General features: G+C 61.5%; 25 protein-coding genes, 1 pseudogene and 1 riboswitch. Of the genes and pseudogenes, 7 read left to right on the top strand and 19 right to left on the bottom strand.

Features of this window, described 5'->3' with window-relative positions; genetic code table 11:
- Positions 1-36 precede the first annotated feature (36 nt).
- The 12 genes from moaE to moaA all read right to left on the bottom strand — a co-directional run bounded on the left by moaE (position 37) and on the right by moaA (position 9,409).
- Entirely contained in the window at positions 37-516 is a 480-nt protein-coding gene (moaE, locus tag MUW49_RS02835; RefSeq protein WP_244812376.1) for a molybdopterin synthase catalytic subunit MoaE, read from the bottom strand.
- Between the two features lie 3 nt (positions 517-519).
- Entirely contained in the window at positions 520-765 is a 246-nt protein-coding gene (gene moaD, locus MUW49_RS02830) for a molybdopterin synthase sulfur carrier subunit (RefSeq protein ID WP_010674162.1), read from the bottom strand.
- Complete coding sequence (gene moaC, locus MUW49_RS02825; RefSeq protein ID WP_069652762.1) at positions 762-1,256, bottom strand: cyclic pyranopterin monophosphate synthase MoaC; 495 nt, start codon at positions 1,254-1,256, stop codon at positions 762-764. The genes moaD and moaC overlap by 4 nt, the downstream gene beginning before the upstream one ends.
- A 50-nt stretch (positions 1,257-1,306) precedes the next feature.
- Positions 1,307-1,813, bottom strand: coding sequence for a molybdenum cofactor biosynthesis protein B (gene moaB / locus MUW49_RS02820; protein WP_039038846.1), 507 nt, complete (start codon positions 1,811-1,813; stop codon positions 1,307-1,309).
- Positions 1,814-2,006: 193 nt separating this feature from the next.
- Positions 2,007-2,597, bottom strand: a complete 591-nt coding sequence (locus MUW49_RS02815; RefSeq protein ID WP_010674159.1) for a cytochrome c3 family protein — start codon at positions 2,595-2,597, stop codon at positions 2,007-2,009.
- A gap of 11 nt (positions 2,598-2,608) precedes the next feature.
- Complete coding sequence (locus MUW49_RS02810) at positions 2,609-3,064, bottom strand: nitrate reductase cytochrome c-type subunit (protein WP_041212738.1); 456 nt, start codon at positions 3,062-3,064, stop codon at positions 2,609-2,611.
- Positions 3,064-3,939, bottom strand: a complete 876-nt coding sequence (gene napH, locus MUW49_RS02805; RefSeq protein ID WP_216987563.1) for a quinol dehydrogenase ferredoxin subunit NapH — start codon at positions 3,937-3,939, stop codon at positions 3,064-3,066. Before napH ends, MUW49_RS02810 begins: the two co-directional genes overlap by 1 nt.
- On the bottom strand, positions 3,936-4,670 hold the full coding sequence (gene napG / locus MUW49_RS02800) for a ferredoxin-type protein NapG (RefSeq protein WP_102948210.1): 735 nt from the start codon (positions 4,668-4,670) through the stop codon (positions 3,936-3,938). The genes napH and napG overlap by 4 nt, the downstream gene beginning before the upstream one ends.
- A 16-nt stretch (positions 4,671-4,686) precedes the next feature.
- Complete coding sequence (gene napA, locus MUW49_RS02795; RefSeq protein ID WP_244812375.1) at positions 4,687-7,176, bottom strand: nitrate reductase catalytic subunit NapA; 2,490 nt, start codon at positions 7,174-7,176, stop codon at positions 4,687-4,689.
- A gap of 189 nt (positions 7,177-7,365) precedes the next feature.
- Positions 7,366-7,668, bottom strand: coding sequence for a chaperone NapD (locus tag MUW49_RS02790; RefSeq protein WP_010674154.1), 303 nt, complete (start codon positions 7,666-7,668; stop codon positions 7,366-7,368).
- On the bottom strand, positions 7,665-8,174 hold the full coding sequence (gene napF, locus MUW49_RS02785; RefSeq protein ID WP_041212734.1) for a ferredoxin-type protein NapF: 510 nt from the start codon (positions 8,172-8,174) through the stop codon (positions 7,665-7,667). Before napF ends, MUW49_RS02790 begins: the two co-directional genes overlap by 4 nt.
- A 251-nt stretch (positions 8,175-8,425) precedes the next feature.
- Complete coding sequence (moaA, locus tag MUW49_RS02780) at positions 8,426-9,409, bottom strand: GTP 3',8-cyclase MoaA (RefSeq protein WP_244812374.1); 984 nt, start codon at positions 9,407-9,409, stop codon at positions 8,426-8,428.
- A riboswitch (molybdenum cofactor riboswitch) is annotated at positions 9,397-9,536 on the bottom strand. It overlaps the preceding gene by 13 nt.
- A 78-nt stretch (positions 9,537-9,614) precedes the next feature.
- Here moaA and narQ point away from each other — a divergent pair.
- From narQ to MUW49_RS02760, 4 genes are all read left to right on the top strand, one after another.
- Positions 9,615-11,327, top strand: coding sequence for a nitrate/nitrite two-component system sensor histidine kinase NarQ (gene narQ / locus MUW49_RS02775; protein ID WP_201872136.1), 1,713 nt, complete (start codon positions 9,615-9,617; stop codon positions 11,325-11,327).
- Positions 11,327-11,965 carry a two-component system response regulator NarL gene (narL, locus tag MUW49_RS02770; RefSeq protein WP_039038841.1) on the top strand — a complete coding sequence of 213 codons (639 nt, stop codon included), beginning with the start codon at positions 11,327-11,329 and terminating at the stop codon, positions 11,963-11,965. The genes narQ and narL overlap by 1 nt, the downstream gene beginning before the upstream one ends.
- A gap of 146 nt (positions 11,966-12,111) precedes the next feature.
- Entirely contained in the window at positions 12,112-12,537 is a 426-nt protein-coding gene (locus MUW49_RS02765) for a globin domain-containing protein (RefSeq protein WP_043154256.1), read from the top strand.
- A 302-nt stretch (positions 12,538-12,839) separates the two neighbouring features.
- Positions 12,840-13,415, top strand: a complete 576-nt coding sequence (locus MUW49_RS02760; protein ID WP_043154220.1) for an LON peptidase substrate-binding domain-containing protein — start codon at positions 12,840-12,842, stop codon at positions 13,413-13,415.
- A gap of 272 nt (positions 13,416-13,687) precedes the next feature.
- On the opposite strand, the gene MUW49_RS02755 is transcribed toward MUW49_RS02760, so the two are convergent.
- Both MUW49_RS02755 and MUW49_RS02750 read right to left on the bottom strand, forming a co-directional pair.
- Positions 13,688-15,763, bottom strand: a complete 2,076-nt coding sequence (locus MUW49_RS02755) for an ATP-binding protein (protein WP_244812373.1) — start codon at positions 15,761-15,763, stop codon at positions 13,688-13,690.
- A gap of 18 nt (positions 15,764-15,781) precedes the next feature.
- On the bottom strand, positions 15,782-16,963 hold the full coding sequence (locus tag MUW49_RS02750; protein ID WP_041215518.1) for an FIST N-terminal domain-containing protein: 1,182 nt from the start codon (positions 16,961-16,963) through the stop codon (positions 15,782-15,784).
- A 113-nt stretch (positions 16,964-17,076) separates the two neighbouring features.
- Between MUW49_RS02750 and yvcK the strand changes: the two genes are divergently transcribed.
- Positions 17,077-18,000, top strand: a complete 924-nt coding sequence (gene yvcK / locus MUW49_RS02745; RefSeq protein ID WP_161470246.1) for a uridine diphosphate-N-acetylglucosamine-binding protein YvcK — start codon at positions 17,077-17,079, stop codon at positions 17,998-18,000.
- A 12-nt stretch (positions 18,001-18,012) separates the two neighbouring features.
- On the opposite strand, the gene MUW49_RS02740 is transcribed toward yvcK, so the two are convergent.
- The 3 genes from MUW49_RS02740 to lpcA form a co-directional block, all read right to left on the bottom strand.
- On the bottom strand, positions 18,013-18,348 hold the full coding sequence (locus tag MUW49_RS02740) for an Hpt domain-containing protein (RefSeq protein ID WP_039038838.1): 336 nt from the start codon (positions 18,346-18,348) through the stop codon (positions 18,013-18,015).
- 300 nt (positions 18,349-18,648) lie between these two features.
- The gene (locus MUW49_RS02735; protein WP_043154215.1) at positions 18,649-19,446 is read right to left on the bottom strand and encodes a class II glutamine amidotransferase; all 798 of its coding nucleotides are present in this window, start codon (positions 19,444-19,446) and stop codon (positions 18,649-18,651) included.
- Between the two features lie 111 nt (positions 19,447-19,557).
- On the bottom strand, positions 19,558-20,136 hold the full coding sequence (gene lpcA / locus MUW49_RS02730) for a D-sedoheptulose 7-phosphate isomerase (RefSeq protein ID WP_010674142.1): 579 nt from the start codon (positions 20,134-20,136) through the stop codon (positions 19,558-19,560).
- A 252-nt stretch (positions 20,137-20,388) separates the two neighbouring features.
- On the opposite strand from lpcA, the gene fadE reads away from it, so the two are divergent.
- The gene (gene fadE / locus MUW49_RS02725; protein WP_053288599.1) at positions 20,389-22,845 is read left to right on the top strand and encodes an acyl-CoA dehydrogenase FadE; all 2,457 of its coding nucleotides are present in this window, start codon (positions 20,389-20,391) and stop codon (positions 22,843-22,845) included.
- 174 nt (positions 22,846-23,019) lie between these two features.
- A pseudogene (locus MUW49_RS02720) lies at positions 23,020-24,537 on the top strand (HD domain-containing phosphohydrolase).
- 75 nt (positions 24,538-24,612) lie between these two features.
- Here MUW49_RS02720 and MUW49_RS02715 read toward each other — a convergent pair.
- Entirely contained in the window at positions 24,613-25,863 is a 1,251-nt protein-coding gene (locus MUW49_RS02715) for a TIGR03503 family protein (RefSeq protein WP_171864876.1), read from the bottom strand.
- Positions 25,860-26,594, bottom strand: a complete 735-nt coding sequence (gene dnaQ / locus MUW49_RS02710) for a DNA polymerase III subunit epsilon (protein ID WP_041212726.1) — start codon at positions 26,592-26,594, stop codon at positions 25,860-25,862. The genes MUW49_RS02715 and dnaQ overlap by 4 nt, the downstream gene beginning before the upstream one ends.
- Positions 26,595-26,641: the final 47 nt, after the last annotated feature.

Here is a 26,641-nt window from a genome sequence, read left to right as displayed (position 1 = left end):
TCCGGCACGCCGGATCGATTGACACGAGCTCGAGGCTCACTCCCCTTGTTGCCAGCGGGCCAGGGCGGCGTCATCGCTCGCCCTGGCCTCGACCCAGCGTTGCACCCCGTCGGCGGTCAGCTCTTTTTTCCAGAACGGCGCCCGGGTCTTCAAGAAATCCATGATGAAGTGGCAGGCCTCGAAAGCCGCCTCGCGGTGGGCGCTGCTCACCACCACCAGCACGATCTGATCCCCGAGCAGCAGCTCGCCGATGCGGTGAATGAGGGTGCACTCCTGCAGGGGCCAGCGGCTGCGGGCCTCGGCCACTATGTTCGCCAGCGCCTTCTCGGTCATGCCGGGGTAGTGTTCGAGGGCCAGCCCCTTCACCTGCTCCCCCTGATTGAAGTCGCGCACCTTGCCGACAAAGCTGACAATCGCGCCTGTGTCCTTCCGGGCGGCGAGGCGGGCATATTCGTCGGCCAGCGAGAAGTCAGCCCGCTGCACCAGAATGCGATCTGTGATGGCTACGTCGCTCATGGCTCAACCTCCGGTCACCGGCGGGAAGAAGGCGACCTCATCCCCGTCATGGAGGGGGGTATCCAGCGGCACCAGGGTCTGGTTGACCGCCACCAGGAGCTTGCCGGATTCGAGCGCCAGCGCCCACTTGTCACCCCGCTCGCTCAAGGCGGCGCGAAGGGCATCGGCACTGGCGTAGTCGCAAGGCAGGCTCAGCTCGTCGCAGCCGACCAGCTCACGGACCTGGGCAAAAAACAGAACCTTGATCATGCCTGCTCTCCTTTGGTCTCACCCAGTTGGAAATGACCGGATTTACCGCCCTTTTTCTCCACCAGACGCACCTGCTCGATCACCATGTCCTTTTGCACCGCCTTGCACATGTCGTAGATGGTCAGGGCCGCCACCGAGGCGGCGGTGAGCGCCTCCATCTCCACCCCGGTCTTGCCCGAGAGCTTGCACAGGGTACGGATATGGACCCGATTGTGCGCCGCCTGGGGGGCTATCTCTACCTCCACACGGGTCAGGGCCAGGGGATGGCACAGGGGAATGAGGTCGGCGGTCTTCTTGGCCGCCATGATGCCGGCGATGCGGGCGGTGGCGAACACGTCCCCCTTGTGGTGCTGACCGCTCAGGATCAACGCCAGGGTCTCGGGGGCCATGGTCACGAAAGCCTCGGCGCGGGCCTCGCGTTCGGTCACCTGCTTGTCGGTGACATCCACCATGTGGGCCTCGCCGCTCTGGTTGAGATGGGTCAGGTTCATCTATGCCCCTATCGAAAAATAAGATGGATGATCCGGGTTTACTCCCGGGATCACAGATGGGTCACGAAATTACACGGCCGGGTACGGGCGTCGAGCTGATCCCGGATAAGCTGTTCCCAGCCCAGACGGCAGGCGCCGGTGGAGCCGGGCAGGCAGCAGATCAGGGTGCGATTGGCGAGCCCGGCCAGGGCACGGCTCTGCATGGCGGAGCCTTTTATCTCGGCAAACGAGAGCTGGCGGAACATCTCGCCAAAGCCCTGCACCGTGCGCTCGAACAGCACGCCGACCGCCTCGGGCACCCGGTTCTGCTCGTTGAAGCCGGTGCCGCCGTTGATGAGCACCACCTGGACTCCCTCGTCGGCAATCCAGTCGCTCACCTGGGCGCGGATGCGAAACAGGTTGTCGGGGCAGAGCGCCCGATCGGCCAGCACGTGGCCGGTCTGGGTCAGGGCCTCGACCAGATAGTCCCCCGAGCTGTCATCGGCAGCGGTACGACTGTCGGAAACCGTCAGGACGGCGATCTTGAGAGGGATGAATTCGCTGTGTTTGGGTGCCATTGGGGCCATTCCTGTCAATCATTGACCACGAGAGGATGAGGTGAACGCGCCGCACCGTGGTGCCAGCCATGAAAGGAGCCGGTGGGCGCCGCGTTGCCGGGAAGGGATTCTATCAAAAGATGTCTGGCTGGGGGGCGTCATTGCCCATTAATCTCGAAGGCCGCCGGATCCCGGGGATCCGGCGGCCTTCCCATCAGAAGCCTGGCACCCCTTTCATGTCAGGCAGTTGGTGCGCAATCCCCTTGTGGCAGTCGATGCAGGTGTTGGCCCCGCTTGCCAGGTTGGTGGAGTGCATCTGGGCGGCCCGACGCCCTTGCAGGGAGAAGTCCATGTACTCGAAGTTGTGGCAGTTGCGGCACTCGCGCGAATCCGTCTCCTTCATCCGCTGCCACTCCCGCTCGGCCATCTCCCGCCGGTGAGATTCAAACTTCTCGCGGGTATCCACCTTGCCGGTGATCATGCCCCACAGCTCCTTGGAGGCCTGCACCTTGCGGATGATCTTGTAGGTCCACTCGTGGGGTACGTGGCAATCCGGGCAGCTGGCCCGCACGCCGGAGCGGTTGGCGTAGTGGATGGTGTCGCGGTACTCCACGAACACGTTGTCCTTCATCTCGTGGCAACCGGTGCAGAAGGCCTCGGTGTTGGACGCTTCCATGGCGGTGTTGAACCCGCCCCAGAAGATGACGCCACCGAAGAAGCCCATCAGCAGGATGACCCAGAGGGCCGCCTTCGACGGTGACTTGAAGGTGGTCCACAGACGCTTCACAAAGCCGGGTAATTTCATCTATGGGCTCCTCAGTTCAGCGCTTCAACCGGTTTGAAGGTATTGTTCACCAGCGGCTTGGCGTCCGCTTGCGGCACGTGGCACTGCAGACAGAAGTAGCGGCGCGGAGAGACTTCACCCAGGGTCATGCCGTCGCGGGTCTCGAAGTGGGTGGGGCTTATCTTGGGGGCCTTCATGGCACTGGCGTTCTTGAAGCTGTGACAGGCCAGGCACTTGTTGACCTTGTTGTCCACTTCATAGTTGCGGGTGTCGTGGGGGATCAGCGGGGGCTGGTGCATGTACTGGCGATCGTAGAGGTCGCCATCCTTGCGAAAGTTCTTCAGAGGGGCCGCGTCGGCATCCGTCACCAGATCCGTGCTTCCCCGCTCCGACTTGATGCCCCCCGTGCTGTTGGTGATCTCGGGGACGGCCGCCATCAAGGAACCCGCCATCAGGCAGGCCAGCATTGCTCCAATCAGCTTCTTCATTATGTGTTCTCCGACGTTTTCTCTGCCTTGACGGCAAAACCTACAGTGATTTCAAAAACTTGCTCCGCGCAGACATCGATGCAACGGCCGCAGTTGGTACACTCCTGAGCCGCAATCAAGGGCCCGTGACCACGCCTGGCACCGTGAACGGGGCCGCGCAGGATGGGACGTTCCGGGCAGACCGCATAACAATCCATGCAGTTGCTGCACCGCTCGCGCCCCGAGGCTGCAATCTTGATGAACCCGACCCGGTTGACCAGGGCATAGAAGGCCCCCACCGGACAGAGGTGGCCGCACCAGCCCCGCTCCACCACAAAAAGGTCGAACAGGAACAGCACCGCCAGCAGGCCCCAGCCCGCCCCCATGCCAAACAGCAGGCCCCGCAGGGTGAGCGACACCGGATTGACCAGCTCCCACACCAGCACGCCGGCGATGGCCGGCGCCACCAGCACCATGGCCAGCAGCCAGTAGCGGGTAGCGCGGTTGAACTGACCGTTGCCCTTGAGCCCGAGCCGCCCCCTGAGCCAGGCGGCGGCATCGGTGACCAGGTTGACCGGACAGACCCAGGAGCAGAACACCCGCCCCCCGACCAGCCAGTAACCCGCGAGCACCAGCCCGGCCCCGAGCCAGAGGGTGGGGATGGGCCACTGGCCCGCCGCCACCGACTGCAACAGGGTCAGGGGATCCGTGAGGGGCACCGTCTCCAGCAGCAGGGAGCTGGAGAGGTTGCCCTTGAGGATCCAGATGCCCGCGAGCGGCCCCAGCAGGAACAGCCCCAGCACCCCGAACTGGCAAAGCCGGCGCAGCAGCAGGAAGCGGTGGGCACGCCACCACCCCAGCCTGGCCGTGGCCTCGGCCCCCGGATACCGACTCATAGACCCTCCGGTTTGCGGGTCGGCAGGGTCAGTCGCTCACCGATGAGGGACTTGCCCGCCTTCTCCTTCTCTTCCCACCCGAGCCGGTAGTGGTGACCCAGCTCCCCCTTGGCAAGCTGGCGAGGCACCACCTTGATGGCCGCCTCCTCCAGCACGCAGGCGTGCTCGCACTTGCCGCAGCCGGTACAGAGATCGCTGTGCACCGTGGGCAGGAACATGGCGTGCTTGCCGGTGCGCGGGTTGTGCTGCAGCTCCAGGGTAATGGCCTTGTCGATGAGGGGGCAGACCCGGTAGCAGACGTCGCAGCGCAGCCCCAGGTAGTTGAGGCAGGTCTCGTGATCGATGAGCACCGCCACCCCCATCCGCGCCTGATCGATGTCGGTCATGGCCCGATCCAGCGCCCCGCTCGGGCAGGCCGCCACGCAGGGGATATCGTCACACATCTCGCACGGGACGGCGCGCGCCTTGAAATAGGGGGTGCCGGTGGTCACGGGTTCAAACAGCCGGGCGAGCTTGAGGGTGTCGTAGGGGCAGGCCAGGGCGCAGAGCCCGCAGCGCACGCAGGCGCCGAGAAACTCTGCCTCGTCGAGGGCCGCCGGCGGGCGCAGCGCCTGGGCAGGCAAAGCCTGCACCTGCTGGCGCGCCACGCCGCCAAGCCCCACACCAAGCAGGCCCACACCGCAGGCCCCCTTGGCGAGGTCGGCCAGAAACTGGCGCCGACTACGACTCATCTCGCGCTCCCCCGCCTCAGGCCTTCATGACCTTGACGGCGCACTTCTTGTAATCCGTCTCTTTGGAGAGCGGATCGGTGGCGTCCAGGGTCAGCTTGTTGACCAGCTGGCTCGCATCGAAGAAGGGCATGAACACCAATCCCTTGGGCGGACGGTTGCGGCCGCGGGTCTCGACCCGGGTCTTCACCTCGCCCCGGCGGGAGGAGACGATTACCTCTTCGCCACGGCGCACGCCACGGGCCTTGGCATCTTCCGGGTGCATGAAGAGCACCGCATCCGGGAAGGCGCGATAGAGCTCGGGGACACGGCGGGTCATGGTACCGGTGTGCCAGTGTTCCAGCACGCGGCCGGTAGAGAGCCACATGTCGTACTCTTTGTCCGGAGCTTCGGCAGCCGGCTCATAGGGCAGCGCGAAGATCACCGCCTTGCCATCGGGCTTGCCGTAGAAGCGCACCCCTTCGCCCGCTTTCACGTAAGGGTCGAACCCTTCGCGATAGCGCCACAGGGTCTCCTTACCGTCCACCACAGGCCAGCGCAGGCCACGGGCTTCGTGATACTGATCGAACGGCGCCAGGTCGTGGCCATGGCCGCGACCGAAGGAGGCGTACTCCTCGAACAGCCCCTTCTGGACGTAGAAACCAAAGTGCTCGGCCTCGTCGTTCAGGGCCCCCTTGCTCTGCTCTTTCGGGAACTGGTTCACCTGGCCGTTGGCATAGAGCACGTCGAACAGGGTCTTGCCCTTCACTTCCGGCATCTTGGCAATCAACTCAGCCGGCCACACCTCTTCCACGGTGAAGCGTTTGGAGAATTCCATCAGCTGCCACAGGTCGGACTTGGCCCCTTCCGGTGCCTTCACCTGCTGGTGCCAGAACTGGGTGCGACGTTCGGCGTTGCCGTAGGCCCCCTCTTTCTCCACCCACATGGCGGTGGGCAGGATGAGGTCGGCCGCCTGGGCGGTCACGGTCGGATAAGGGTCGGAGACCACGATGAAGTTGGCCGGGTTGCGATAACCGGGCAGCGCCTCTTCATTCATGTTCGGGCCGGCCTGCATGTTGTTGTTGCACATCACCCAGTAGGCGTTGAGCTTGCCGTCTTTCAGCATGCGGTTTTGCAGCACGGCGTGGTAGCCCACCTGCTCGGGAATGGTGCCTTCCGGCAGCTTCCAGATCTTCTCGGCGATGGCGCGGTGTTTGGGATCCGTGACCACCATGTCCGCCGGCAGACGGTGGGCGAAGGTACCCACTTCACGGGCGGTACCACAGGCGGAGGGCTGGCCGGTCAGGGAGAAGGGGCCGGAGCCCGGCTGGGAGATCTTGCCGGTCAGCAGGTGGATGTTGTAGCAGAGGTTGTTGGCCCAGACACCACGGGTGTGCTGGTTGAACCCCATGGTCCAGTAGGAGACCACCTTCTTGTCCGGATCCGCATAGATCTGGGCCAGCTTCTCGAGCTTGTCCTTGGGCACGCCGGAGAGCTTGGAGACGGACTCCAGATCGTAATCCGCCACGAACTTGGCGAAGTCGTCGAAGCTCATGGGGGTGGAGTCGCCGCTGTCCGGGTTCTTGGCCTTTTGCTGCAGCGGGTTGGTGGGACGCAGGCCGTAACCGATGTCGGTCACCCCTTTGCGGAACTGGGTGTGTTTGTTGACGAACTCCCAGTTCACCTTGTCGTTCTGGATGATGTAGTTGGCGATGTAGTTGAGGATCGCCAGATCGGTCTGGGGGGTGAACACCAGTCCGTTGTCCGCCAGCTCGAAGCTGCGGTGCTCGAAAGTGGAGAGCACGTGCACCTGTACATCCGGGTTGGAGAGACGACGATCGGACATCCGCGACCAGAGGATGGGGTGCATCTCGGCCATGTTGGAGCCCCACAGCACGAAGGCGTCGGCCTGCTCGATGTCGTCGTAGCAGCCCATGGGTTCATCCATGCCGAAGGTACGCATGAAGCCCACTACCGCGGAGGCCATGCAGTGACGGGCATTGGGATCCAGGTTGTTGGAGCGCAGGCCTGCCTTCATCAGCTTGGCGGCGGCATAGCCTTCCCAGACGGTCCACTGGCCGGAGCCGAACATGCCGACGGCGGTCGGGCCCTTCTCTTTCAGGGTCGCCTTGAACTTCTCGGCCATGATATCGAAGGCCTGATCCCAACTGATGGGGGCGAAGTTGCCGTTCTTGTCGAACTTGCCGTTCTTCATCCGCAACATGGGCTGAGTGAGGCGATCCTCCCCGTACATGATCTTGGAGAGGAAGTAGCCCTTGATGCAGTTCAGGCCGCGGTTGACCGGTGCATCGGGATCCCCCTGGGTCGCCACGACGCGGCCAGCCTGGGAGCCCACCAGCACGGAGCAGCCGGTCCCGCAGAAGCGGCATGGCGCCTTGTCCCAGGTGATGGCGGTCTTGTCGGTACTGGTGATCAGGTTCGCCGCCAGAGTGGGGGCACTGACACCGGCCACGGCAGCGGCTGCCGCCACCGCATTGGCCTTCATAAAGTCGCGTCGACTCAGCTTCATGACATATCCTCGCATTGCTTAATCACATCAATGACAGCCATTGTGACGAGCCGCGCTGGCTCAGCTCCATGGCGCTTTATTCCTTTGCTCTGGGCTTTTCGTTCATCGAACGCAGACAACAGACCCGGCATCCCGTGTATTACCCATGGCGGTCAGCGAACGACTCTTGCGCTTCTGCCACATGACGCCTTATTCCCCATCTTCGGCGTCCATTTCATCGAACTGGTGGTAGATCAGGGCCGCAGAGAGCACCCCGGGCAACCCCTGAATGGTGTCGATGGCCGCCATGATGGGGCGCTGGCTCGGCCCCTCCAGGGTCACCACCAGCTTGCCCTCCTCGCTGACGGCGTGGATCTCGGCCCCGTCCAGGGTCGCAATCCGCTCTGCCAGGGCGTGGCGCAGATCGGGCTGGGTCAGCACCACCAGGCTGGATACATGGAACTCTTCTCGCGTCATATCACCGTTTTCCAACTTGTTCGTCTCTTGGGTCATCGCGAAGCCTCGCCACGAGACAGACCGATGCTGATACTGCCCACTGGGCAATCCGCTACGCAGGCCCCGCAGCCGTTGCACGACTCGGCATGGATGCCGGGGGTGGGTACGCGCCCCAGCCGGGGGGAAAAGCGGATGGCCTGCTGCTCGCAGCTGTCCTGACAGCGCTGGCAGAACACCTGGGCAGTGGCCAGACAGCCCGCCTCGATATGGGCCACATACTCCCAGGGTGTCTGGGTTGTCGGCCTGAACACCGGCGCCTGGCAGGCGCTCACACACTCGGTGCAGAAGGTGCACTCGCCGCGGTGAAAATCCACCGTGGGGAAGCCCCCGTCTCCCTTGATCAGGATCTGCTCCGGACAGGCCGCCAGACAGTCGCCGCAGCGGGTACAGCCGGCCACGAACTCGTCCCAGGAGACGGACCAGGGCAACTGGATCCCAGCCTTGGGGGCGCTCAGGCGTCCCCGAAACAGGCCTCTGCGTGACAAGTTGACCCCGTCGGTCATATCGACTCCTCTTTTCGGGGACGAATGCCCCCGCGCGGATCCCGTGACTGGCATTTTCAATGCCAATTATAAGCGTGGGTGTATATTGCGGCCCTGACAAGTCAGGGGATATACCACCAGGGGGATAAACAGGGGGGATTCTTGCGCTGGATCAAACCCTTGGCGCAATTAGGCAAGACAGGGGCAAGGCAAATTACCCCTATGTGAGGATTGCTAATTAATCGCTGGCCATTTGGGCCTGGCGATCGGGGTCAGCCGCCGATGGAGGCCAGGTGGGGGGTCATGCCTGCATTGCCTTCATGGAGGCGATGGGTGGCGGCCTTGCCGGTCAGCGCCTGGCGAATACGCCATTGCAGCGCCTCCTGCAGGTTGTCATCGGTGAGCAGATCCCGCAGTTCCACCCCGTTGTCGCCAAAGAGACACAGGTGCAGCTTGCCCTTGGAGGAGACCCGCAGCCGGTTGCAGCCGGCGCAGAAGTCCTTGCTGTAGGGCATGATGAGCCCCACCCCCCCCTGCGACGCCGGGTGCATGAACACCTGGGCAGGACCGTCGTCCAGGCCTCGCAGTTGCTGCACCCAGCCTGTCTCCAGCAGTCGCTGCTTGATGAGATCCCCGCTGGTGTGGTGATCGCGAAACAGGGTGTCCATCTCACCGGTCTGCATCAGCTCGATGAAACGCAGTTCGATGGGTTTGTCCCGGATCCAGGCAAGGAAAGCATCCAGCTGGTGGTCGTTGAGCCCCTTGAGCAAGACCGCATTGATCTTGACCGACTTGAAGCCGGCGGCCAGCGCGGCATCTATCCCCGCCATCACCTCGGTCAGTTTGTTCTCGCCGGTGATCTGGTGAAACTGCCTGGGATCCAGGCTGTCGACGCTGACGTTGAGGGCATTGAGGCCCGCATCGAACCACTCCCGGGCCCGCTCCTTCAGGCGGTAGCCGTTGGTGGTCATGGCCACCTTCTCGATGCCGGGGGTATTGGCCACGGTCTCGATGATGGCCGTGAAGTCGCGGCGCAGGGAGGGCTCGCCACCGGTCAGACGCACCTTGCGCGTCCCCATGGCCGCAAACCCGGAGACGACGCGGCGGATCTCCTCCAGGGAGAGAAAGGACTTGCGCACCTCCGAGGGGCGATAGCCGTCCGGCAGGCAGTAGGTACAACGAAAATTGCAGACGTCGGTGACCGACAGGCGCAAATAGTAAAAGCGACGGGAAAAACCATCTTCAAGTGGCAACATAAACACCTTTCCAAATACGGGAGGCCAGGGCATTTCTTTCCTGACCCTTTCAGCTCGAACATCGGCTGACGGCGATCTCCCCCTATCTCAATGACTTAGGCAAAACCGCTCGGAGTTCATCTAGTTTTTCGATGCTAGCACAACTTGGAGTACACTCCCATGCTACTTTGTGGGGTCTTTATCGGTGTAAGGGGAGCCAGTCGGCATGGGAAAATGGTTCAGAGTGCAGTCGGTCAGCAGCGCCATCGGTCGCGCCATGGTGCTGATCCTGTTCATGGCCAGCCTGATCGCCCTGGTGGCCATGGTCACCCTCTTCTATTCGGTGCCGGACGCCAAAGCCATCAACCTGTCGGGCTCATTGCGCATGCAGGCCTACCGGATGGCCTATGAAATCGAGAAGGATCAGGTCGTGCTCGGCCGGCTCGCCCAGTTCGAGCAGACCCTCAATGCCCCCGAGCTGCAGGAGACCCAGCGCTGGATCACGCCCGCCTCCCTGCGCCGCACCTACGGCGAGGTGCTGCTGCAATGGCAGAGGATGCGCGAGCACATCGAGAACGCCACCCCCAGCCGCTACACCGACAACACGGAGCAGTTCGTCGCCGCCATCGACGACTTCGTCAACCAGATGCAGTACCACGTGGAGTTCAAGGTGCGCATGCTGGCCCTGGCCGAGGGACTCGGCCTGCTCGCCATCATCACCATCGCCTGGTGCACGGTGCGCTTCACCCGCCAGCAGGTGGTAGCGCCGCTCAATCAGCTGGTCTATTGCGCCCGCCAGATCCAGCGCCAGGAGTTCGATCTGACCCTGCCCCCCCACTGTGAAAACGAGCTGGGGGAGCTGTCGGGGGCGTTTGCCACCATGGCCGCGGAGCTCGGCAAGCTCTACCGGGAGCTGGAGAGCAAGGTGGAGGAGAAGACCGCCAAGCTGCAACAGGCCAACGACACCCTCTCCTTCCTTTATTCCACCGCCCAGAAACTGCACGCGGCGCCGCTCAGCCGCCGCACCCTGCAAAAACTGCTGGAGCGGGCCGCCGCCCACCAGCACATCGACTACATCCGGCTGACCCGCTTCGAGCACAATGCCATGCCGGTCTACATCACGGGGCGCAAGGGGTGGCCCGGCGATCTCGAGGCCATGGTGAGCTTCTACCTGCAGATGGACGAGGAGGAGTACGGCCGGCTCGACATGATAAGCGACCATCCCGTCGACGAGCGGCTGATGAAGAACTTCTCCATGCTGCTGGCCCAGGTGCTGCACAAGGATCAGACCCTGCTGCAACACCAGCGCCTGCTGCTGATGGAAGAGCGGGCTGTCATCGCCAGGGAGCTGCACGACTCCCTGGCCCAGGCGCTCTCCTACCTGAAGATCCAGTCCACCCTGCTCAAGCGCTCCTTTGCCAAGGGGGATACCGTCAAGGCCGAAGCGGCCATGCAGCAGATCGACGAGGGACTCGGCAACGCCTATACCCAGTTGCGCGAACTGCTCGGCACCTTCCGCCTCAGCATCGGCGATGCCAACCTGGGTGAAGCCATCGCGGTCATGCTCGAGCAGCTCAAACCCCAGACGCACGCCGACATCAGGCTCCAGTACGGACTGACGGACACCGACCTTGAAGCGGGGCAGCACATCCACATCCTGCAGCTGATCCGTGAGGCAGTGCTCAATGCCATCAAGCATGCCAGCGCGCGGCACATTGACGTTAGCTGTGAGACCCTGGCTGATGGTAACATCCAGGTTCAGATTGCAGACGATGGTGTTGGAATAAGGGGCGCAAGCTCGGCGGTGAATCACTACGGTCTCAGCATCATGAATGAACGCGCCAGCAAATTGCGCGGCCAGTTGACCATCAGTGAACCGCCCTCCGGGGGCACCCGCATACACCTGACCTTTCCCACCAGCCTAACAAGAGACGCCTGATGGACGAGATGAAATACAGTGTTCTGGTCGTGGATGACCATCCCCTGATGCGCAAGGGAATTGTGCAACTGCTGGAGTTGGAAGATAACATCGACGTGGTTGGCGAGGCCTCCAACGGCACCGACGCAGTGGCCATGGCCAAGGAGTCCGAACCGGACCTCATCCTGCTCGACCTCAACATGAAGGGGTTGTCAGGTCTCGATACCCTCAAGGCGCTGCGGGCCGAAGAGGTGACTTCCCGCGTGGTGATCCTGACCGTCTCTGACGCCCGCCAGGATGTGGTTGCCCTGCTCAAGGCAGGCGCGGACGGCTATCTGCTCAAGGACACCGAGCCTGACATGCTGCTGGCCCAGCTGGCTGACGTGATGACCGGCAAGCAGATCCTGAGCGAGCCGCTACGTCCCTATCTCGAGAACATCTACGAGCTGGACCACCTGCAGCAGAAGCTGGAGAGCCTGACCCGACGCGAGATGCAGATCATGCGTGAAATCGCCAAGGGGTTGTCCAACAAGCAGGTCGCCTCCGTGCTCCATATCTCCGAGGGAACCGTCAAGGTCCACGTCAAGAGCCTGCTGAAAAAGCTCGAGGCCCAAAGCCGCGTCGAAGCAGCCGTCATGTACCTGGAACAGCGCAACTGAGGTCCCGGCCTCCTGCCAGCAAGGGGTCACCATCCGTGCCTCCTTGCTGGCCCCCTCTCCTTTTCCCCAAATGGCGCGGAACCCGGTGCTCTATTGAGTAGATGGATTATTATTTTCATGACATCGCACGGGAAGGAAACATCGACATGACCTTTGAGCAGATAGAGCTGGTCCAGAAAGCCTGGGGCAGGGTGAGCGCCCTGAACAACAGCTATGTCCAGGAGGTGTATGAAGAGCTGTTCAGATTGTCCCCCGAACTCAGGGCCCTCTTTCCCCCACATGAGGAGCTGCCCGTTGCCAAGGTGTCGGACACCCTGAACACCGTCATCACCAGCCTCTCCCAGCTGGATGCACTGGGTTTCATCATTCGCGATCTCGGCAGGCGTCACCAGCGATTCAACGTTCAACCCCACCAGTTTGCGCTGCTCAAACAGGCGCTGACCCAGGTACTGGCACGGCGTCTCGGCAGTGGTTTTACCCCGGCACTGGCACAGGCCTGGTCGCAGATGTATGACGAAATAGCCGCCCTGATGCTGGACGGCATGACACAGCACACCGAATTGACCACCTGATCCCCTGGCCTTTGCCCCCAATCGCTCAATGGGTCTGTAACAGGCATTTTGCATGAATCAAATTTGCAATATGCGAAAATAGACTCATTCTGCACACGGGGTATGTTCGGCGCCCTAACACCTCACCTGAATCCCTTTCGCACTGCCTTGCCTGCATTCGCGACATCAAATCACAATAGATTGATTTTAAATGGATATTAAAAATAACCACGGGAAATGACTCACCCCTTCGCCACGCCACCTCTCTCTGGCACGGTCACTGCATTGTCACATTCAGCAATGACTGATTAGGAGGATGGAACATGAAACTTCAACAACTGGCACTGTTCCCCTTGCCGTCCCACATACTGCCCGGTGGCAAGCTCCCCCTTCGCCTGTTCGAGCCGCGCCACCTGCAGATGCTCAAGGAGTCCTTCCTCGAGGATCGTGGCTTTGGCATCGTGATGGAAGAGACCACCAGCACGGGCACCTGCGGACGGATTCTCCCGGTCGGAACCCGCGTCAAGGTGACTGATTTTTATACCCTCAACGACGGTTTGCTCGGGGTCACCGTGCTCGGCCTTGAACGCTTCTGCATCCACGAGATGGAAACGGATGACGCAGGCCTCAGGCACGCCCAGGTCGAGCCGTTGCCCAACTGGCCGAGTGCGGATTCTGATATCAGCGACAACCAGCTGGTCAGCCGCTTGAGAGAGGTCTTTGCACAATACCCGGAACTGGATGAGCTCTACCCGGACAAGCAGTTCGACGATGCAGCCTGGCTCTGCCAACGCTGGCTCGAGATCCTGCCCATGCCGATCTATGAAAAACAGATGTTGATTGCCAAACAGAACAGTGAAGCGGCGCGCCAGTTCTTGCGCCGACTGATCGCACAGTGAGTCAAAGAGTGAGTCAACGGTTGGTTTGCAAAACGCGAATTCTCGGCACTACATTCTTATAATGAAAAAATGAGAATTGCATTTTGCAATCACGGTAGCGATAAATAACACACAATTCAGCTACAGGCCGCAAATAACAGGTTTTGAAAAGTTGGCACGACTTTTTCATATAAAACCGTACAACCCGATTTATCCCGTGCTCTCTTCAGTATTTGCTGAAGAATTGGTCAACCACCAGGTTGACCATTTTTTTTACCCAAAATCGGCCGGCATCACCTGCAATGGCGGAGCAGGCAGCTTCGCAGCCTGGCAAGACTGATGGGTTTGGCCAGAAAATCGTTCATGCCCTGGGCAAGGCAGCGGGCCCTGTCCTCCATCATGGCATTGGCCGTCAACGCGACGATGGGCACCTCGTACCCCATGTCCCGCAGGCGCCGGGTCGCCTCCAGCCCATCCATCTGCGGCATCCGCATATCCATCAGGACAAGGTCCGGCTGCTGCTTCGCCACCTGTGCCAGGGCCTCCAGCCCATTACCTGCCAGCCTCACCCTGCACACCAGCTTCTGCAACATCAGGGATACCACCAGCTGATTGACCGGACTGTCTTCCACCACCAGCACATCCAGCTCCAGTCTGGCGCACTCTTCACTATCGGGGGCGGCGGCCGGAGCACAGGGAGAGGCCATCCCGGGCAGCTCGAACCAGAAGCAGCTTCCCAGCCCAGGCGTGCTCTGCACGCAAATGTCTCCCCCCATCAGCTGCACCAGCCGCCTGCAGATGGCCAGCCCGAGCCCCGAGCCGGAGAAGCGGCGGGTTGCCGAACTGTCGACCTGATAGAAGGGTTCAAACAGCAATGTCTGATCCTCGGTGGAGATGCCGATCCCCGTGTCGCTGACCATGACCCCCAGCTTTTCCTCCTCCCAGGTCAACGCCAGACGCACGCTGCCAGCGGAGGTGAACTTCACGGCATTGCCAAGCAGGTTACCTATCACCTGGGAGAGGCGGACGGCATCCCCTTGAAGGCGTTCGGGGAGCGTCTCATCCAGATGCCAGTGCAGTGTGATGCCCTTGGCACTGGCCTGTGCCTGCAAGGGCTCCACCAGGGCATGGCACAGCTCGGCTGGCTGAAAGGGTTCACAGTGCAGCGTCAGGGTATGTGACTCTATTTTCGAGAAATCGAGCACATCGTCGATGATGGTCTGCAACAGATGCGCAGAGTGGGTGGCATGGCCGATGAGGGTCTGTTGCGGAGTGTCGAGCCGGCCGTGCTGCAGCAGATCCAGCATCCCCAGCACGGCGTTCATGGGAGAGCGGATCTCGTGGGTCATCATGGCGAGGAACTGGGATTTGGCACGGTTGGCCGTCTCGGCATCATCCCGCGCCCGCGCCAGCTCCTGCTCGCGGCGGATCTGGCTGCCTATCTCCCGCGCCGTGCCCCGATAGCCGAGGAAGCGGCCACCGGCATCATGGCAAGGCTCCGCATTGATCTCCATCCAGCAAGGCCCGCCCGCCAGCATCACCTGGGCCCGCATTCCCCTCACCGGCAGATGGTGGGCGATCAGGTGCCGGTAGTGACTCCAGGCCGGGTCCTGCTTGTCGTGGGCAAAATCATAGAGGCTTCTCCCCGTCTGGCGGGCCAGCACTTCCCCCTGATAGCCAGGGGCAGAGACATAGCTGAGCCTGTGCTGGGGATCGGTCTCCCAGAACCAGTCGGAGGCCATGGCGGCAAAACTGCGAAAACGCTGTTCGCTGGCCTGCAGAGCCAGGGTCTTGAGGTCAACCTGTTCTTGCAGGCGAGCCCGATAGGCGATGTTGACCAGGGCCTGGGAGATGAGCGGGCGACAACGCTGCATCGCCGCCTTGCTCTTGAGATCGAAGGTGCCCGCCACGCCGTGCCGGCAGATGAGCACACCGGAAAACCCCGGTCCCTGCAAGCCTGTCATCATGACGCTGGCCCAGCCCGGCGCCCCCGCCAGCGGCGCCAGCTCAGGCAGTTGGGCAGGATCATAGATAACCAGGGTCTCCCCCTCGATGGCCCTGGAGAAGAGCGGTGTCAGCGACCAGATCCTGCCGACCTCGTCCGGCTGGGTGCTCAGATGGGTGCTGCCCCCCACGGCCTCCCAGGCAACCACGTCCGCCTGTTCGAATCCGATAAAGGGCTTGAGAGCAAGAATGAGACTCTCCAGTACCTGCTCCAGACTCTGGGCCTGTGCCAGGGTCGCCACCCCGCACAACAGGGCTTGGGACTCCTCCCGATATCTGGCCTCCCGCTCCCGGCAACGCATCAGCTCCACCAGCGTGGTTTGCAGTTTGTCACCCAGGGTTTCGAGTTCGCTATTGCCTATCATCTTGAATCCAGCACAGTGTCAGCTCTCGAGGAAGATTACGCTCGACACCATGAGGTTGCCGTGTGCCAGCTCACCATGGGGTAATCGTCCCTGTTCACCGAAGGTAAAGGGCGTGATGAAGGGGATCTCACCCAGCCTCTGACTGAATTGACTGACGATGTCCCCCAGCCTGTCCCCCAGTGCCAGCCGACAACCGGCACAAAACACCACCAGGGCGCCAAAGGGGCGCATATTGCTCGCCATGCCATATTCAGGCTCGATATTCACCGCATTCAGGCTGCGCTGCAACAACCCTTCCTGGCTGCTGTACATGAGCAGCAGCCGCTCTCCCAGTCGGGTCTCGGTAAAGAGGCGCAGCCCCTCCCGCGCCGTCACCGCCTCGGGATGGGAGAGCTTGTAGTAGGGCAGGTCATCGAGCATGCCGACCTGACGGGCCAGTGGCGAGAGCGTCGTCTCCCTGAGGATGGGGCCCACCGGCCAGGGCGTCGCACGCTCGGTCCAGCGACCATAGACCCGGGCCGCCGGCTCGTGATCGATGGTCAGCACCTCCCGCCCGTCTATCCCGGTAATGATGCCGCGACACTCGGTGGGTACATAGCCTGAATGAAACTGGAACGCCAGTTGGCAATCGGGGTAAAGCACCGCCAACACGCACCCTTGTGATCCCTCCCCTTCGTCCCAGCACAGCTGCCACTGCCCGGCCACGCCGTCGTCTGCCGCCGACCCGCCGACGACGGGAACGGTCGCGCCAAACTCGGCGTCGATCCCCGCGAGCACAGCCTCCTCCAGCCCCGGGCTGGTGTGCAGCAACACGAGCTGCGGCAGCTCTCCCGGTCGGCCACCATCGGCGATGGCGCGGCGCAGCAATGCCCGCACATCCGGTTGATCCCCCATCTGGCCAGCCACGCCATAGGCCCCCTTGTCATCATAAAGGGCGGCGACCGACAGGCTCCAGCCATGCCGACCATGATGGCCATCCTGGGTCAGGATACCGCCGCAGGAGCTGCAACCTATCAGCCGGGTATCGGGAAAACGTGCCTTGAGCGCACGGCGCAGTTCCGCCGCCTCGTGTGCTTGGGTAAAATAGACCAGCAACAACGATGGAACATGGGATGACTGGGCATGCAACCGCTCTGTAACTTGTTGGGCGGCCAGTGGGGTCGTCTCGGCAAGCGAGTGAGCCGTCAGGAAGTTCAACATCGTCTCCTAGGGGTACGGGATGCTGGCATCAAGCAAAAATCATACCCTTATCAAACAATTACCTGGCCATGGAGACTAGAATGGTGCCCATTGGCCTCCCACGGGATCACTGCATGTGGCAGAAAAATATCAATGACTTCGACCGGGTTGTCGCCATCGGCGGCGGGCACGGTATGGGCCGGGTGCTCTCTTCCCTGTCGTTCTTGGGATCCCGGCTGACGGGCATCGTCACCACCACGGATGATGGCGGCTCCACCGGACGCCTGCGCAAAAGCCAGGAGTGCATCGCCTGGGGGGATCTGCGCAACTGCCTCAACCAGCTGGTGACCACCCCCAGCATCGGTAGCCAGCTGTTCGAGCACCGCTTTACCGGCCGCGGCGAGCTCGCGGGCCACAACCTCGGCAACCTGATGCTGCTGGCCCTCGACAACCTCTGCGTGCGCCCCCTGGATGCCATCCGGCTCATCAGCGACATGCTGGAAATTGAACCCAATCTGCTGCCCATGTCCGAGCATCCCACCGATCTGTGCGCCCACACCGTCTGTGGCGATCAGATCCTGGGGGAGGTCTCCATCGATCAGCTCACCACGCCGCCACGGGCCCTGAGCCTGAAACCGGTCGTACCCGCCACGCGCGAAGCGGTCGAGGCGCTGAGCCAGGCCGACATGATCATCTTGGGGCCGGGCAGCTTCCTCACCTCCATCATGCCTCCTCTGCTGCTGCGCGAGATTGCGGAGGCGATCCGCAGCAGCCGCGCCATCGTCGTGTTCATCAGCAATCTGGTGGACGAAGAGGGTCCGGCAGGCCAGTTGTCACTGTCCAGTCAACATCGTTGGCTGGAAGAGCGGATAGGCAGCGGCCGGATCGATGCCATTCTGGCTCCCGAGGGCCCCCAGGTACCCGAGCTGCAGCACTGCCTCGTTCGGGCCGAGCTGGGTGAAGCAGCCCTCCCCCACCGCCACGACCGCCTCAAGCTGCGGCTGGCACTCGACACCGTGATCCTGAACAGGCTTGGCGAGCGCGACATGGCGGGCTGATGCCCTTCTGGATCAGTGAAACTGGGCCAGATGGGTGAAGACCTGGGGCAGGGAGTGCTCCAGCTCAGCCAGCAGTCTGCCGGCCTCTTGCTCATCTTCCCGGCGACAGGCGGACTCCAGATCCATGACCTGCTGATAGCTGGGTTTGGCGCCATAGCTGCCACAGGACGATTTCATGCTGTGGGCAACACGCGCCAGGGCTGACCAGTCCCGCTGCTCAAAAAGCGGTCTTAATTGGGCCAACTGCTCGCCTACCTCTTCGACAAACACCGAGATGACGACCGGCATCATCTCGTGACCGATATCATCTGCCAGTTGTCGCAGCACTTTCTGATCCAGCCACTCCATCTTCTCTTCCCTATGATGGTATTCAAACAGACCACAATATAGCGGACCCACAGCCCCGCTGTCACCCGCCCTTCGGGCATACCCGTATCGCTCCGGATGCTCTTGGGACACCAGAATGTGAGCAGCTTCAAGTTATCGGTATGTCAGTCAGAATGGAGAGAGATAAAGGTTGTCACAAAATTAACATTAAAGTAACAATGCAACCCATGAGAATGATGCGGCTCAGCAACACCTCTCTCATCCCTTTTTGCCTGTATGGCTGCTGCGAAGAACCAGGGTAGACATCTACCCTGGTATTTTTTATTTCTGGTTCAACAAGTTGGCTGCATTGCCATATTCCAGCTCGCCCAGCCTGAACAGGCAGAACTCCCCGGGCACCATCTTCACCCAATTCTCGTTGCCGGTGAGCGGCCGGGTGGCGATCAGGGTCACCACATCGTTCGGCGTGGTTTCACTCTGAAAGTCGATGGCCACATCCTCATCCAGCAGACGAGCTTCGCCAAAGGGAGCCCTGCGCGTCAACCAGTAAAGGTTGTTGCTGCAATAGGTCATCACGAACTCTCCGTCCGACAGCAGCATGTTGAACACCCCGAGCCCGCGCAGCTCGTCGCACAGGGTCGCGAGGTAACGGAACATGGCGGGGAAATTTGCCGGCCGTTTGGGGTACTTGTGCTCCAGCCTGTCGAGCAGCCAGCAGAAGGCGTGCTCGCTGTCGGTGTCGCCTACCGGGCGGTGCCGCCCCGTGGGCAGCTTCTTGTAACCGGTCAACTGGCCATTGTGGGCAAAGGTCCAGTAACGGCCCCACAGTTCGCGGGTAAAGGGGTGGGTGTTTTCCAGGGAGACACACCCCCGGTTCGCCTGCCGGATATGGCTGACCACGGCACGGCTCTTGATGGGCAGTGCCTGGACCAGCTTGGCGATGGGAGATTGGGCACTGGGTTCGGGATCCTTGAAGGTGCGAAAACCCCGCCCCTCATAGAAGGTGATCCCCCAGCCATCCTTGTGGGGACCTGTCTTGCCGCCCCGCAGCATCAGCCCGGTAAAGCTGAAGCAGATGTCGGTCGGCACATTGGCACTCATGCCGAGCAGTTCGCACATATACCATCCACTCCCTGAATGTCTTGACTCTGGTTTCGTCAATCAACCGTCACGGCTGGATGAGAGGGCCGGTATGGTCACCCATCCCCCCTCTCAATCCCGGATCGTTGATTACTTGGCCATCTCTTTTTCAACCAGCTGGATCAGGATGTGGATCACCTTGATGTGCACTTCCTGGATGCGGTCGGCATAACCGAAGTGCGGCACACGGATCTCCACATCGGCCAGACCAGCCATCTTGCCGCCGTCCTTGCCGGTCAGGGCAATCACCTTCATTCCTTTGGCACGGGCCGCCTCGATGGCTTTGAGGATGTTGCCGGAGTTGCCGCTGGTGGAGATGCCAAGCAGCACGTCACCACGACGGCCGACGGCCTCCACATAGCGGGAGAAGACATAGTCATAGCCAAAGTCGTTGGAGACGCAGGAGAGGTGGCTGGGATCGGAGATGGCGATGCCGGCATAGCCTGGGCGGTTCTCGCGATAACGACCGGTCAGCTCCTCGGCAAAGTGCATGGCATCGCAGTGGGAGCCGCCGTTGCCGCAGGAGAGTACCTTGCCTTCCTGCTTGAAGGAGTCGGCGAGCAGCCTGGCCGCCGCCTCGATGTTTTTCAGATTTTGCTCATCTGCCAGGAACGCCTGAAGCACGCTGGCAGCCTCGGTCAACTCGTTGCGGATCAGTTCTTGGTACATGGTTCTTGAAATCTCGTCGTCCAACATAGGGTGGCGGCATTGTCGCACAAGCCAGTCCAATCGTCGCCCCCCGCCCGCCAAGATGGGGCGGGCAGTGCGTTATGGCGATCACAGAGCCAAGGTAACAGGCTTGTAAACAGCTTGATAAGTTTGTGCGTATGAATTACAACAGGGGCCACATCCAACAGGTCAGACCTCTGGATCAGTTAACGCCAATTTCCCAACCTCGGCAATTCATGCAAGGAGCAAACAATGACGACGACCCTCACTCTGCTCGGGGTGATCCTGGTGATCGGCGCCATGGCCTATCGCCGTGCGTCCCTGTTCACCGCCACGCTTGCCACGGCCGCCGCCCTGGTCGCCGGCACCTTCTATGGCCATGTTCCCCTGCTGGTGTGGGCGCTGTTCGCGGTGATAGCTCTGCCCCTCAATCTGGTGGAGTTTCGCCGCAACCAGCTGACCAAGCCGCTGTTCAAGATCTACAAGTCCATCATGCCGGAGATGTCCCGTACCGAAAAGGAAGCCATCGAAGCGGGGACGACCTGGTGGGAAGCGGATCTGTTTGCCGGCAACCCGGACTGGAAGAAGCTGCACGCCATTCCGGTGAGCACCCTCAGCGCCGAGGAGCAGGCCTTCATGGACGGTCCGGTTGAAGAAGTGTGCCGCATGGTCAACGACTGGGAAGTGACCCACGAGCGTGCCGATCTCTCCCCCGAAGTGTGGCAATACCTGAAGGACAACAAGTTCTTCGCCATGATCATCAAGAAGAAATATGGCGGGCTGGAGTTCTCCGCCTACGCACAGTCCTGCGTGCTGCAAAAGCTGTGCGGCGCCAGCGCCGTGCTCGCCTCTACCGTCGGCGTGCCCAACTCCTTAGGGCCGGGTGAATTGCTGCAACACTACGGCACTGACGAGCAGAAGGATTACTACCTGCCCCGTCTGGCTGTCGGCAAGGAGATCCCCTGTTTCGCCCTGACCAGCCCGGAAGCGGGTTCTGATGCGGGCTCGATTCCCGACTTCGGCATCGTCTGCAAAGGCGAGTGGGAAGGGGAAGAGGTGCTCGGCATGCGCCTGACCTGGAACAAGCGCTACATTACCCTGGCTCCCATCGCCACCGTACTCGGCCTCGCCTTCAAGCTGCGTGACCCTGACCACCTGCTGGGTGAGGAAGAAGAGCTCGGCATCACCTGCGCCCTCATTCCGACCCACATCAAGGGAGTCGACATCGGTCGCCGCCACTTCCCGCTCAACGTGCCGTTCCAGAACGGCCCGACCCGCGGCAAGGACGTGTTTGTACCGCTCGACTTCATCATCGGCGGTCCGGCCATGGCCGGTCAGGGCTGGCGCATGCTGGTGGAGTGTCTCTCCGTCGGCCGCGGCATCACCCTGCCCTCCAACAGCACGGGCGGCGTCAAGATGCTGGCCCTGGCCACCGGAGCCTACAGCCGCATCCGTCGCCAGTTCAAGCTGCCGATTGGCAAGATGGAAGGGATTGAAGAGCCGCTGGCACGCCTGGGTGGCAACGCCTACATCATGGGCGCCGCCGCCAAACTGACGGTCACCGGCATCGATCTCGGTGAAAAACCCTCGGTCATCTCCGCCATCGTCAAGTATCACCTCACCGACCGCGCCCAGAAGTGCATCATCGATGCCATGGACATCCATGGCGGCAAGGCCATCTGCATGGGGCCGAACAACTATCTGGCCCGTGGCTATCAGGGGGCGCCCATCGCCGTGACCGTCGAAGGAGCCAATATCCTGACCCGCAGCATGATCATTTACGGTCAGGGAGCCATCCGTTGCCACCCCTACGTGTTGCCGGAGATGCTGGCAGCCAGCCACCCCGACAAAGAGCAGGCGCTGAAAGATTTCGACAAGGCGATGTTCAGCCACGTGGGCTTTGCCATCAGCAACCTGGTGCGCAGCTTCTGGCTGGGGCTGACCGGTGCCCGCTTCGCCGCAGCGCCCTACAAGGATCAGACCAAGGGCTACTATCAGCAGCTCTCTCGCCTCTCCGCCAACCTTGCCTTCCTGTCAGACATGGCGATGGGCACCCTGGGTGGCGAGCTCAAGCGCAAAGAGCGGGTCTCTGCCCGCCTTGGCGATGTGCTGAGCCAGCTCTATCTGGCCTCCAGCGCCCTCAAGCGCTATCAGGATGAAGGACGCCAGCAGGCCGACCTGCCGCTGCTGCACTGGGCACTGCAAGACGCCCTGTTCAAGGCTCAGGAAGCGATCGACGAGTTGCTGCGCAACTTCCCGAACCGCTGGATTGGTCTGGCCCTGCGCGCCATCGTGCTGCCCCTTGGTCGCGACCTGAAGCGTCCCTCCGACAAGCTCGACAGCCAGGTGGCCCGCCTGCTCCAGGTGCCAAGTGCCACTCGCAGCCGTCTGGCCGAGGGCCAATATCTGACGCGCGAGGAGGGCAACCCCTTCGGGCTGCTGGAACAGGCGCTGGACGATGTGCTGACCGCAGAGCCGCTGTTTGACAAGGTGTGCAAAGCCGAAGGGAGCAAACGCCCCTTCACCCAGCTCGACAAGGTGGCAGAGGCGGGCCTGAGCCTCGGTGTCATCAACCAGGCCGAAGCGGACCTGCTGCGGCGCGCCGAGGAGAGTCGCCTTCGCACCATCAACGTCGATGATTTCGATCCCGTCGACCTGGTGGCCAACAAGGCACTGTTTGAAGCCTCCGCTTATCACAGGGCAGCTTGATGCCTCTGATGCCAGAACGCCTCCCTTGTGGAGGCGTTTTTCATGAAAGGGCTGGTGGATGGCATCCGATACGAAGAAAGAGAAACCGACTGGATCATATTTTGGATATCAATCCGTTTCCTATATTGAATGAAGCGGTTAAGGTAAGCACAGGATCACACACAGGATTGCATAATGGATGATCAAATCCTGATTATTGATGATGAAGATCTTCCCCAATCAGCACCGCGTCCCGCCGGCTGGAAGGTGATGATAGTGGACGATGAACCCGAAGTGCATCGCATCACCAAAATCACCCTGAACAAGTTTGAATTCGACGGCAAGCCGATCGATTTTCTGCACGCCTACTCTGCGGCTGAAGCCAAAGCCTTGCTCGCCCTCACCCCGGATGTCGCCCTGCTGCTGCTCGACGTCGTCATGGAGGTCGATCATGCCGGTCTCGAGGTGGTCAAGTTCGTGCGCGACTAGCTGCAAAACAAGATGGTGCGCATCGTACTGCGAACCGGTCAGCCCGGTCAGGCCCCGGAAGATGACGTGGTGACCAACTACGACATCAACGACTACAAGGACAAGACCGAACTTACCTCCCAGAAACTGCGCACCCTGTTGCGCGCCAGCCTGCGTTCTTACCGGGACATCCGAACCCTTGAGAGCAATCGACAGGGGCTGGAGAAGGTCATCGAGGCGTCCAAGGGGATCTTCGAGCAGCGTGCCCTGCGCCAGTTCGTCGAAGGAGCCCAGACCCAGCTCAGCGCCCTGCTCAATCTGGAAGAGTCCCAGATTTACGATGTGAAGCACCTGGCGTATGAGGTGCGGGATCAGGTGCTCGAGCCTCTGCTCAGCGATGGTCCCATGCTGCGCCTCGTCGATGCGCCGGAAATCCTGCGCTGTGCCATGGCCAAGGGAGCCAATGTCTACGATGGCAACCAGATGGTGCTCTATTGCCAGAATGCCCGTCATCACCTGCTGTTCCACATCGAGACCACTCGCCCGCTCAGCCAGATGGATACCGGGCTGCTCAGCCTGTTCACCGAAAACATCATAGTGGCGCTGGAGAATATCCGGCTCAACGAGGTGATCGGTGACAACCAGCGAGAGATCATCTATCGCATCGGCGAACTGGTGGAGAGCCGCTCGAAAGAGTCCGGCTTGCACGTCAAGCGGGTGGCCCTCTACACCGAACTGTTCTGCAAGCTGCTCGGCATGAATGAGGACAGGTGCGAGCTCATCAAGCGTGCCTCTCCCCTGCACGACATCGGCAAGGTGGGGATCCCGGACGCCATCTTGCACAAACCGGGCAAACTCACTCCCGAGGAGTGGGAGATCATGAAAACCCACGCCCAGCTTGGTCAGGACATGCTCTCCGGCAGTGATCTGGCCCTGTTCCAGATAGGCGCCACCATCGCGGGCAACCATCACGAGAAGTGGAATGGCAGCGGCTATCCCCGCGGATTGAAGGGAGAGGACATTCCGCTGGAAGGACGCATCGTCGCCCTGGCGGATGTGTTCGATGCCCTGGGCTCGGATCGTTGCTACAAGCAGGCCTGGCCGCTGGATCAGGTGCTGGCGCTGATCAAGGAGGAGAAAGGAGAGCACTTCGACCCCCTCCTGGTGGACCTGATGCTGGCCAATCTGGAGAAGTTCCTCGATATTCGCGAGCAGTACAAAGACATCTATATCGGCGCTCACTGATATCGGGTTCACCCCATCCACTTGCCACCATGAAGAAGCCGCCCATTGGGCGGCTTCTTTGCAATGTGCGCGGAATTATTGCTCCGGCAGATTGAGATCCAGTTTGGGGGTTGCTGGCGTCTCTTCAAGTTGCGCCTTCTGCGCCGCCATCGCCTTGTGCAGGGTGCGGCGCTTTTGCAGCAGAATGAAACCACCGGCCCCCAGCAAGAGCAGCAACACGCCACCTCCCCCCAGCGCCCAGGGCAGCCAGACCGGACTCTCCCGCTCCTCGAACCGGTCGGGGGTGGCGGCGGATGCGGGCATGGCCGCAGAGGGTGCGGGAGGGGGGGGAGGCGGTGCTATGGTGAACGACTTGGCCGGCAATTGCAGTTGCACCTCGCGACCGAGCCGGGTTGTTCCAAAGAGGGTGGCCTCCACCTTGTACTGCCCTGCCGCCTTGAGGGCGGAGAGATCCACGCCAAAACGCGGCGCTGTCGCCACCTCGTTGAACGTCATGCTACTGCCGCTGCCGTCGATGGCCTTGCCCTGGATGACCACGGAGGCGGGATCCAGTTCATCCACATCGATGACCAGAGAGAGCTTGGCTCCCCCCTCCCCGGAGGGGGGATTCAGGGAATAGCTGACCGGCCAGGGGTAGAGCAGCACCTGCTGTGACTGGGCTCGTGAGAAGACCTCATTGCCGGTGCTGAAGAGGGCTCGGTATTTTCCCGCAGGGACGTCCAGTACCGCCTCGGCGGTCAAGATACCGTCCCCCGGCACTTCGTCCACCCCCTTGCCATCATCCATGTAGCGTCCCAGGGTCTCCTCGAACACGGGATCGCCGCTCTGGCTGGCATCGTTGAACTGCTGCAGCTTGACGGTCATGCCCAGATCGGTGAGGTAGTAACCCGCCCCAGGCGCCGCGCCATCGATCAGCAGACGGGATTGCAGTTTGACACGCTCACCCTGATAGAGGCGGGCCGGCAGCGGCTCGCTCTCGACCTGGATGTCGGTGAGCAGGCGCACCCGATTGTCGGGGTCCACCTCCCCGATCGCCTGCCAGGGGCCGGGCATGGGGTCGCGGATGGTGATGAGATCCTGATCCTTGAGGGGCAACCAGCCCACGTCGGGCGGCTTGACCTTGCCCACATAGAGCTTGCTGCCATCGGGTCGCACCAGGATCACCGAGGGCGTCCCCGGCTTGCGCTTGATGATGAAGGTGATCTCCTTCACGCCGTAATCGATGCGAAAGCGGTTGTCGAGCAGAGGAATGTCGGAAGGCGCAAACACCTCGTTGGCCGCGGCCGGGAGGGAGGCCAGCAGCAGCAGCCCCCAAAGCGATCTCATTGCCGCCACAGGCAGGCACCTCCTTTTTTCTGTACCAGATCCAGCCTCGCTTCATGAACGGCCGCCACCTCGTCGCTCGCGCGAACCACCCTGAGCGGCGGGCGATTGCTCTCCAGACGACGAATGCCGGTATCCTGGCTGGTCTCGCTCTCGCTGGTTTCACTCGCCAGATTGAGTTTGGTCTGGCCACCCGTCATCAGGAGGTAGACGTCCGCCAGGATCTCCGCATCGAGCAAGGCGCCGTGCAGGGTACGGTGAGAGTTGTCGATGCCGTAGCGATCGCACAACACGTCCAGGTTATTGCGCTTGCCCGGGAAGAGATCCCGCGCCATCGCCAGGGTATCCGTGATGCCGCAGATATCCGCCGTCTTGAAGTTCAGACCGAGCTTGCTGAACTCATAGTCCATGAAGCTCACGTCAAAGGGGGCGTTGTGGGCGATGAGCTCGGCGCCGCGAATGAACTCGATGAAATCGTCCGCTATCTGGCTAAAAGAGGGCTTGTCCGCCAGGAAGGCATCCGTGATGCCGTGCACGGCGATGGCCTCGGGGTCCACCAGCCGATCCGGCTTGATGTAGACGTGGAAATGGTTGCCGGTGAGTTTGCGGTTGATCACCTCCACACAGCCGATCTCGATGATGCGGTGCCCAAGATAGACAGGGCCGCCCGCGGTGTTCATGCCGGTGGTTTCGGTATCCAGAATGATCTGGCGATTCAGTTGGGGTGTGCTCATGATCAAATCCATGTCAAACTTCGGTTTTACTCGCTAGTTTACCCCAA

Source organism: Aeromonas sp. LsrichE-8G, from assembly GCF_022869435.1.
GTDB lineage: Bacteria > Pseudomonadota > Gammaproteobacteria > Enterobacterales > Aeromonadaceae > Aeromonas > Aeromonas caviae.
Note: the sequence above shows the minus strand (reverse complement) of the source record. Positions and strands in the feature narration are given on the sequence as shown.

Excerpts from the sequence above, each read along its gene's own strand:
- narQ (WP_201872136.1), top strand. The coding sequence starts at position 9,615 with ATGGGAAAATGGTTCAGAGTGCAGTCGGTCAGCAGCGCCATCGGTCGC.
- napG (WP_102948210.1), bottom strand. The coding sequence starts at position 4,670 with ATGAGTCGTAGTCGGCGCCAGTTTCTGGCCGACCTCGCCAAGGGGGCC.
- MUW49_RS02715 (WP_171864876.1), bottom strand. The coding sequence starts at position 25,863 with ATGAGATCGCTTTGGGGGCTGCTGCTGCTGGCCTCCCTCCCGGCCGCG.
- lpcA (WP_010674142.1), bottom strand. The coding sequence starts at position 20,136 with ATGTACCAAGAACTGATCCGCAACGAGTTGACCGAGGCTGCCAGCGTG.
- MUW49_RS02765 (WP_043154256.1), top strand. The coding sequence starts at position 12,112 with ATGACCTTTGAGCAGATAGAGCTGGTCCAGAAAGCCTGGGGCAGGGTG.
- MUW49_RS02750 (WP_041215518.1), bottom strand. The coding sequence starts at position 16,963 with ATGTTGAACTTCCTGACGGCTCACTCGCTTGCCGAGACGACCCCACTG.
- dnaQ (WP_041212726.1), bottom strand. The coding sequence starts at position 26,594 with ATGAGCACACCCCAACTGAATCGCCAGATCATTCTGGATACCGAAACC.
- narL (WP_039038841.1), top strand. The coding sequence starts at position 11,327 with ATGGACGAGATGAAATACAGTGTTCTGGTCGTGGATGACCATCCCCTG.
- napF (WP_041212734.1), bottom strand. The coding sequence starts at position 8,174 with ATGACCGACGGGGTCAACTTGTCACGCAGAGGCCTGTTTCGGGGACGC.
- MUW49_RS02815 (WP_010674159.1), bottom strand. The coding sequence starts at position 2,597 with ATGAAATTACCCGGCTTTGTGAAGCGTCTGTGGACCACCTTCAAGTCA.
- moaA (WP_244812374.1), bottom strand. The coding sequence starts at position 9,409 with ATGTTGCCACTTGAAGATGGTTTTTCCCGTCGCTTTTACTATTTGCGC.
- moaC (WP_069652762.1), bottom strand. The coding sequence starts at position 1,256 with ATGAACCTGACCCATCTCAACCAGAGCGGCGAGGCCCACATGGTGGAT.
- MUW49_RS02735 (WP_043154215.1), bottom strand. The coding sequence starts at position 19,446 with ATGTGCGAACTGCTCGGCATGAGTGCCAATGTGCCGACCGACATCTGC.
- napH (WP_216987563.1), bottom strand. The coding sequence starts at position 3,939 with ATGAGTCGGTATCCGGGGGCCGAGGCCACGGCCAGGCTGGGGTGGTGG.
- MUW49_RS02760 (WP_043154220.1), top strand. The coding sequence starts at position 12,840 with ATGAAACTTCAACAACTGGCACTGTTCCCCTTGCCGTCCCACATACTG.
- MUW49_RS02790 (WP_010674154.1), bottom strand. The coding sequence starts at position 7,668 with ATGACCCAAGAGACGAACAAGTTGGAAAACGGTGATATGACGCGAGAA.
- moaD (WP_010674162.1), bottom strand. The coding sequence starts at position 765 with ATGATCAAGGTTCTGTTTTTTGCCCAGGTCCGTGAGCTGGTCGGCTGC.
- MUW49_RS02810 (WP_041212738.1), bottom strand. The coding sequence starts at position 3,064 with ATGAAGAAGCTGATTGGAGCAATGCTGGCCTGCCTGATGGCGGGTTCC.
- napA (WP_244812375.1), bottom strand. The coding sequence starts at position 7,176 with ATGAAGCTGAGTCGACGCGACTTTATGAAGGCCAATGCGGTGGCGGCA.
- MUW49_RS02740 (WP_039038838.1), bottom strand. The coding sequence starts at position 18,348 with ATGGAGTGGCTGGATCAGAAAGTGCTGCGACAACTGGCAGATGATATC.
- MUW49_RS02755 (WP_244812373.1), bottom strand. The coding sequence starts at position 15,763 with ATGATAGGCAATAGCGAACTCGAAACCCTGGGTGACAAACTGCAAACC.
- moaB (WP_039038846.1), bottom strand. The coding sequence starts at position 1,813 with ATGGCACCCAAACACAGCGAATTCATCCCTCTCAAGATCGCCGTCCTG.
- yvcK (WP_161470246.1), top strand. The coding sequence starts at position 17,077 with ATGTGGCAGAAAAATATCAATGACTTCGACCGGGTTGTCGCCATCGGC.
- moaE (WP_244812376.1), bottom strand. The coding sequence starts at position 516 with ATGAGCGACGTAGCCATCACAGATCGCATTCTGGTGCAGCGGGCTGAC.
- fadE (WP_053288599.1), top strand. The coding sequence starts at position 20,389 with ATGACGACGACCCTCACTCTGCTCGGGGTGATCCTGGTGATCGGCGCC.